This is a genomic window from Streptomyces sp. ATLC9, from assembly GCF_057196705.1.
This window is the reverse complement of sequence record NZ_JBXUOY010000276.1, coordinates 1-6,518: the sequence shown is the minus strand read 5'-3', so window position 1 is coordinate 6,518 and position 6,518 is coordinate 1. Positions and strand designations below refer to the sequence as shown.

5 protein-coding genes and 1 pseudogene are annotated in these 6,518 nt (G+C 73.8%); 3 read left to right on the top strand and 3 right to left on the bottom strand.

The window, feature by feature from the left end:
* The 3 genes and pseudogenes from AC2CJA_RS22315 to AC2CJA_RS22305 all read left to right on the top strand — a co-directional run.
* Positions 1-467, top strand: a pseudogene (locus tag AC2CJA_RS22315) (MFS transporter); the annotation flags it as partial.
* Positions 468-718: 251 nt separating this feature from the next.
* Entirely contained in the window at positions 719-2,122 is a 1,404-nt protein-coding gene (locus AC2CJA_RS22310) for a uracil-xanthine permease family protein (protein WP_484604463.1), read from the top strand.
* A gap of 153 nt (positions 2,123-2,275) precedes the next feature.
* On the top strand, positions 2,276-3,118 hold the full coding sequence (locus AC2CJA_RS22305; protein ID WP_484604462.1) for a DUF5995 family protein: 843 nt from the start codon (positions 2,276-2,278) through the stop codon (positions 3,116-3,118).
* On the opposite strand, the gene AC2CJA_RS22300 is transcribed toward AC2CJA_RS22305, so the two are convergent.
* The 3 genes from AC2CJA_RS22300 to AC2CJA_RS22290 form a co-directional block, all read right to left on the bottom strand.
* On the bottom strand, positions 3,079-4,785 hold the full coding sequence (locus AC2CJA_RS22300; RefSeq protein ID WP_484604461.1) for a flavin monoamine oxidase family protein: 1,707 nt from the start codon (positions 4,783-4,785) through the stop codon (positions 3,079-3,081). The genes AC2CJA_RS22305 and AC2CJA_RS22300 overlap by 40 nt on opposite strands.
* A gap of 100 nt (positions 4,786-4,885) precedes the next feature.
* Complete coding sequence (locus AC2CJA_RS22295; protein WP_484604460.1) at positions 4,886-5,704, bottom strand: carbon-nitrogen hydrolase family protein; 819 nt, start codon at positions 5,702-5,704, stop codon at positions 4,886-4,888.
* A 224-nt stretch (positions 5,705-5,928) separates the two neighbouring features.
* Positions 5,929-6,384, bottom strand: coding sequence for an Lrp/AsnC family transcriptional regulator (locus tag AC2CJA_RS22290; RefSeq protein ID WP_484604459.1), 456 nt, complete (start codon positions 6,382-6,384; stop codon positions 5,929-5,931).
* Positions 6,385-6,518 lie beyond the last annotated feature (134 nt).

Below are 6,518 nucleotides of genomic sequence, written 5' to 3'. Positions count from 1 at the left end.
GCCGGCCCCCCGCCCCCCGCCGCCCCCCCCCCCCCCCCCCCCCCGCCGCCGTGCGCCGCATCGGCCCGGTGCGCACGGTGCGGGTCAGCGGCGTTCTGGCCACCGCGGGCGGCGCGCTGGTGGTGACCGCGTCCGGCCCGGTGGCGGGCGTCGCCGGGTTCGCGCTGCTGGGCGTCGGGATCGCCGTGGTGGTGCCGCTGGCCTTCGCCGCGGCCGGGCACAGCGGTCCGGCTCCCGGGCAGGCCATCGCCGGCGTCGCCACCATCACCTACACCACCGGGCTGGCCGCGCCGACCGTCATCGGCCTCCTTGCCGAACTGGTCTCGCTGCGTGCGTCGTTCGCCCTGGTCACCGCCGCGACAGCCGTCCTCGTCCTGGCCGCCGGGGTGCTCCGCGCCCCCGGCCGCGGCGGTGTCGTCGCCCAGAGCGCCGGGGGTGTGCGGGCACGGGCGGGAGGAGGGCACTGACCGAAGCGGCACGGGCGGACCGGTTCGCCGTCGAGGACCTGGCCGCCCCGCCCGGGCCCCGGCCGGCCTGTGTGACCTGCCTTTCCACCGCACACCGCCGACTGACATCCCCGAGGGCGCCCCGTAACATGTGGGCCGATCGTTTCCGGCCACACACGCCCGACCGCACCCCGGCACGCTCCGAAGCGTCCCGATGTGCGCCCTGAGTGCGCCGGGGGCGCACCACCACACGAGCACGAAACGGAGCACCCATGGGCCTAGGTCTGCGCTGGACCCTGCACGGAGACGGCCGCACGCCGGCGCCCGGAGCCGTCGTACGGCCCGACGAACGGCTGTCGTGGCCGCGGACGGCCGGGCTGGGGGCCCAGCACGTGGTGGCGATGTTCGGGGCCACCTTCGTCGCCCCGGTGCTCATGGGTCTGGACCCCAACCTGGCCATCATGATGTCGGGCGTCGCCACCATGGTGTTCCTGCTCATGACGCGCGGCCGGGTGCCGAGCTATCTGGGCTCCAGCCTCTCCTTCGTCGGTGTCGCCGCCGCGATCCGGGCCGCGGGCGGCGACAGTGGGACGATCACCGGAGCGCTGCTGGTGGTCGGCGTGGTGCTGCTGCTGGCCGGCCTGGTGGTGCAGAGGTTCGGCGCACGGGTCATCCACGCGGTGATGCCGCCCGTGGTCACCGGTGCGGTCGTGATGCTGATCGGCTTCAACCTGGCGCCGGTGACGGCCTCGACCTACTGGCCGCAGGACCAGTGGACGGCACTGCTGACCATGCTCTTCACCGGGCTCGCGGTGGTGGCGCTGCGCGGCTTCTGGTCCCGCGTGGCGATCTTCCTCGGCCTGGTCTTCGGCTACGCCGTCTCCTGGCTCCTGGACCGCCTCTTCGGGAAGATCCACTCCCCGGCGGGCGGCGGGGAGGCCGTCGACCACTGGCGGCTGGACCTCTCGGCCGTCTCCGGGGCCGACTGGATCGGACTGCCCTCCCTCCACGCTCCCGAGTTCCAGTGGTCGGCGATCCTGGTGGCACTGCCGGTGGTGATCGCGCTGATCGCGGAGAACGCGGGCCATGTGAAGGCCGTGGGCGAGATGACCGGCGATCCGCTCGACGACAAGCTGGGCACCGCGATCGGCGCCGACGGCGCGGCCTCGGTGCTGTCCACGGCGGTCGGCGGTCCGGCCACCACCACGTACTCCGAGAACATCGGCGTGATGGCCGCGACCCGCGTCTACTCCACCGCCGCCTACTGGGCCGCCGCCTGCTTCGCCGTGCTGTTCGGGCTGTGCCCGAAGTTCGGCGCGGTGATCGCCGCGATCCCCGGGGGTGTGCTCGGCGGGATCACCGTGATCCTCTACGGCATGATCGGCCTGCTCGGTGCGCAGATCTGGCTTGCGGGCCGGGTGGACCTGCGCAACCCGCTGAACCTGGTGCCGGTCTCGGCGGGCGTCATCATCGGCGTCGGCGGCGTCAGCCTGGAGATCACCGACAGCTTCGAACTGAACGGCATCGCGCTGGGCACCATCGTCGTCCTCACCGGCTACCACGTGCTGCGGGCGCTGGCCCCGGCGCACATGCGCGCCCAGGAGCCGCTGCTGGACGAGGGCACCTCCTCCTACGACTCCGAAGGCGCCGAAGGCACCGGGCCGGACAAGCGGTAGGCGGCGGACGGCCGGACACGGTGCGGCGGGGCGCGGGCGGGGGCCCGCCGCCCCCCGCGGACAGGGGTTCGCCGCTCGTTCGGAGGTCGCCCGATCCGGGACGACTTCCCGTGGGCCCTCCTGCGCTCCGTCCCCGTCTGCCACGCTGAGCGCATGACGATGACGCAGTCCGGGCCCGCTGCCGAGCCCGCCCCCCGGCCCGCCGCCGCGGACGGGGTGGACGGGGTGATCGCGCGGATGCGCGCGCTCCAGGAGGAGCTGCCGCCGCACGACGGGGTGGCGGCCTTCAACCGAGCCTATCTGGCCGTGACGCTGTCGGTGCGCCGCAGCCTCGTCGACGGCCTCCTGCCCAGGCCCCGCTCCGCCGCGGCCCTGGCGGCGGTCTTCGCCGGACGCTATCCGGCCGCCGTCGACCTGGCCGCCGCCGGGGATCCCGTACCCGCCTGCTGGCGCCCGCTGTTCCGGGCGCGCCACCATCCCGGCGTCCACCCCGCGCAGTTCGCGCTGGCGGGGGCCAACGCGCACATCGGGTACGACCTGCCGCTGGCCGTGGTGGACACCGCCCGGACGCACGGGTGCGAACCCTTCGCGCTCCAGGGTGCGTTCGACCGGATCGGGGACGTCCTGGGGGAGCTGGAGGAGCGGATCCGCGAGGATCTGGCACCCGGTCTCGGTCCGCTGGACGTCGCCGACCCGCTCACCCATCTGGTCGCCGGCTGGGACATGGAGCGGGCCCGGGACGCGGCCTGGTCGGCGGCGCGGCTGCTGTGGAGCATGCGGCGGCTGCCGGAACTGGCCGAGGAGTTCACCCGCCGGCTGGACGCGGGGGCGGCCCTGGTGGGCCGCTTCCTGCTCACCCCGCTGGAACGCCGCCCGGACATCTGGCGGGAGGAGTCCCTGCGAGCGTCCGGATGCGCCGCCCGGCCGTCCGGGACCGCCCATGCCTCCCGGCCGGCTCAGTCCTCGGGGAGCTCGACCGGGGCGATCTCCTCGTAGACGTCGCCCGGTCCGGGGTTGGAGGGATCGGTGGAGCCGCCGAGATGGTGCATGACGCCCCACACCGCGTTGAGGGCGGTCTGCACCGCGCCCTCGGCCCAGCCGGCCGTCCAGGAGATGTCGTCGCCGGCGAGGAAGACGCCGCGCTTGTCCTCGGGCAGCCGGTCCTGCGCGAAGTGGGTGAACAGCCGCCGCTGGTAGCGGTAGTGACCCGGCAGGTTGGCCTTGAAGGCTCCCATGAAGTACGGCTCGTTCTCCCAGGAGACGGTGACCGGGTTGCCGGTGATGTGCTTGCGCACGTCGATGTCCGGATAGATCTCCCGCAGGGACTTGAGCATGACCTCCAGCCGCTCCAGGGGGCTGAGCGGCAGCCACTTCAGGGAGTCGTCGCACCAGGTGTACGACAGGCACATCACCGCAGGCCTGTCCGGGCCGTCGTCCAGCAGGTAGGTGCCCCGCGTCATGCGGTCGGTGAGCGTCATGCTCATCACGTCCCGGCCGGTGCGCTCGTCCTTGTCCAGCCAGAACGGCCGGTCCACCGGCACGAACAGCTTGGAGGACTCCATGTAGTGGGTCCGCTCGATCGCCGTCCAGTGGTCGATGGGGAACAGGTCGTCGTCGCAGTCGATCTTCGACAGCAGCATCCACGACTGGGCGGTGAAGACCGCCGTCCGGTAGGTGCGCACGTCGCCGGTGGCGTCGGTGACGGTGATGCGGTTGCCCGCGGTGCGGTGCAGCCGGGTCACGGCCGGGCGCGGGTCGCCGCCGTGCAGGGACTTCAGCGAGGTGCCCGCCGGCCAGTGCACCAGCTTGGCCGGCTCGCGCTCCCACAGCCGCAGCGGGAGTTGCTGGCTGCCGCCGACGATGCCGCGGTGGTCGTCGTCGGCGCCGGTGTAGACGACCCGCAGGATCTCCAGGATGGAGTTGGGGAAGTCGGTGTCCCAGCCGCCGGTGCCGAAGCCGACCTGGCCGAAGATCTCCCGGTGGCGGAAGGAGGAGAACGCCGGGGAGTCGCACAGGAAGCCGTAGAAGGTCTGGTTGTCGAGCTTCTCCACCAGACGCGACCAGATCTCGCGGATGCGCGGCACGTCGCGCGTCCGGATGGCCCGCTGCATGCCGGAGAAGTCGGCGCCCTCCTCCAGGCAGGCGTTCCAGGCCTCCATCACCTGGTGGTAGACCTCCGGCAGGTCCTCCAGGGTACGGGCGTAGTGGGACTCGCCCTTGAGGTCGACGACCGTGGAGGGGGTGCCGGGCGCCAGCGGGTTGGGGAAGGGCCTGGTCTCCAGGCCCACCAGGTCCGCGTAGTGCCAGAAGGCGGTGGACGACGGCGGGAAACGCATCGCGCCCATCTCGGCGGTCAGCTCGGGGTCGCAGCCGTCGAAGCGGGCCGTGCGCAGCCGTCCGCCGATCCGGTCGGCCTCGTAGACCACCGGCTTCAGGCCCATCTTCATCAGCTCGTACGCGGTGACGATCCCCGACAGTCCGCCGCCGACGACCGCGACCTCGGTGCCGTGCTCGGTGGCGGGCACCTGGCCGAGGCCGGCGGGGTGGGCGAGGTAGTCGTCGTAGGCGAAGGGGAAGTCCGGACCGAACATGGTGACGGGCGGCTCGGTCCGCGCCTGTGCGTGCTGCTCGTCGTGGACGGCGGCGGGCACCGTGGAGGTCATGGGTGGTTCTCCTGGTGGTACGTGGCGGGCTGTGTCCGGGCGGTCGGCCCGGGGCGGCGGCCGGCTGCGGTGCCGGGCGGGTCGCTGCGGGGCCGGCCCCTCAGACGAGGGAGGCGTACAGCTCGGGGCGACGGTCGCGCAGATACGGGTTGTCCGCGCGCGACGCCCTCAGCCTCCCTGGGTCGACATCGGCGGTGACCAGGTCCGCGCCCGCGCCGGCCCGGGCGCGGACCGTGCCGTCGGGAGCGGCCAGGCAGCTCAGTCCGGCGAAGGTGACCGCACCGCCGCCCCCGTCCGCGCCCTCGGTGCCGCAGCGGTTGGCGTAGGCGATGTAGAGCTGGTTCTCGAAGGCGCGGGCCGGCAGGAGGGTCTCGGCGACGATCTCGTACGGTCGCATCAGCGCGGTGGGCACCAGCAGCAGCTCGGTGCCGGCCAGCGCGTGGGCGCGCACGTTCTCGGGGAACTCCACGTCGTAGCAGACCAGCATTCCGACACGGACGCCGTCGAGGTCGGCCTGGACGACCGGGGTGTCGCCCGGGCGGAAGGCGGAGGTCTCGAAGCCGCCGTACAGGTGGGTCTTGCGGTAGTCGGCCAGCCGGGCGCCGTCGGGGCCGACGAGCCCGGCCGAGTTGTACACCGCGTCGCCGTCGCGCTCGGGATAGCCGTAGGCGACGGCGATCCCGTGCCGGGCTGCGATGCGGGAGACCGCCTCGGCGCCGGGGCCGTCGGCGGGCTCGGCCAGCTCCGCCACCCGCTCCCCGATCGCGTATCCGGTCAGGTACATCTCGGAGGCGACCAGCAGCCGGGCCCCCCGCGCGGCGGCCTCGCGGGCGGCGCGGTCGAGGGCGGCCAGACTGTCCGCGGTGGAACCGGGGACACCGCCGGGGCCCTGGAGCAGCGCGGTGCGCAGCGGCGTCATGGGACCTCTTCGCGTTCACGTCGGACAGCCGTACCGGGCGTGCCGGGGTACGGCTGCGGAATCTGGGGACGCCTCGACGGTACGGTCCGCCCGCCGCGCCCCACAACCCGCACCCGTTGCGCACCCGGCATCGATCCGTTGCGTCTTGGGGCCGCGGTGCGTCGATTCGTTGCACCTTCGGCCGCGTGTCCGGCAGCGGGTGCGGCGGGACGCCCGGGGGCGCCTCAGGCCGGCGACCCCGAACCGTAGCGCCGCAGCAGCGGGGAGAGGACGAGCACCGACCGGGTGCGCTCCACGAACGGCTCCCCCGCGATCCGCTCCAGCACCCGCTCGAAGTGCCGCATGTCGGAGGCGAAGACCTGGACGATGGCGTCCGCGTCGCCCGTCACGGTGGAGGCGGAGGCCACCTCCGGATAGCGTGCCAGTCCCCGGCGGATGTCCTCGGGCGAGGTCTTGTGGCGGCAGTACATCTCGACGAAGCCCTCGGTCTCCCAGCCGAGCACCGCCGGATCCACCCGTACGGTGAAACCGGTGATGGCGCCCTGCCCGCGCAGCCGGTCCACCCGGCGCTTGACGGCGGGGGCCGACAGCCCCACCTCGGCGCCGATGTCGGCGTAGGAGCGCCGGGCGTCCTCGGCGAGGGCGCGGACGATGCGTTCGTCGAGCTCGTTCAGTCGCACTGCGGGTGGGCCACTTCTGTCGTGCGGGCGGTACTCGGGGCGCCGCGGTGATCGCGTCGCCCCGGCAGCGAAGTACAGCACACCGGCCCCGCGAGGCGGGGGGGGGGCGGGGGGGGGGGGGGGGGGGGCCGGCG

Bases quoted from the DNA above. Each gene is read 5' to 3' on its own strand.
- AC2CJA_RS22310 (WP_484604463.1), top strand. From the start codon at position 719: ATGGGCCTAGGTCTGCGCTGGACCCTGCACGGAGACGGCCGCACGCCG.
- AC2CJA_RS22305 (WP_484604462.1), top strand. From the start codon at position 2,276: ATGACGATGACGCAGTCCGGGCCCGCTGCCGAGCCCGCCCCCCGGCCC.
- AC2CJA_RS22300 (WP_484604461.1), bottom strand. From the start codon at position 4,785: ATGACCTCCACGGTGCCCGCCGCCGTCCACGACGAGCAGCACGCACAG.
- AC2CJA_RS22295 (WP_484604460.1), bottom strand. From the start codon at position 5,704: ATGACGCCGCTGCGCACCGCGCTGCTCCAGGGCCCCGGCGGTGTCCCC.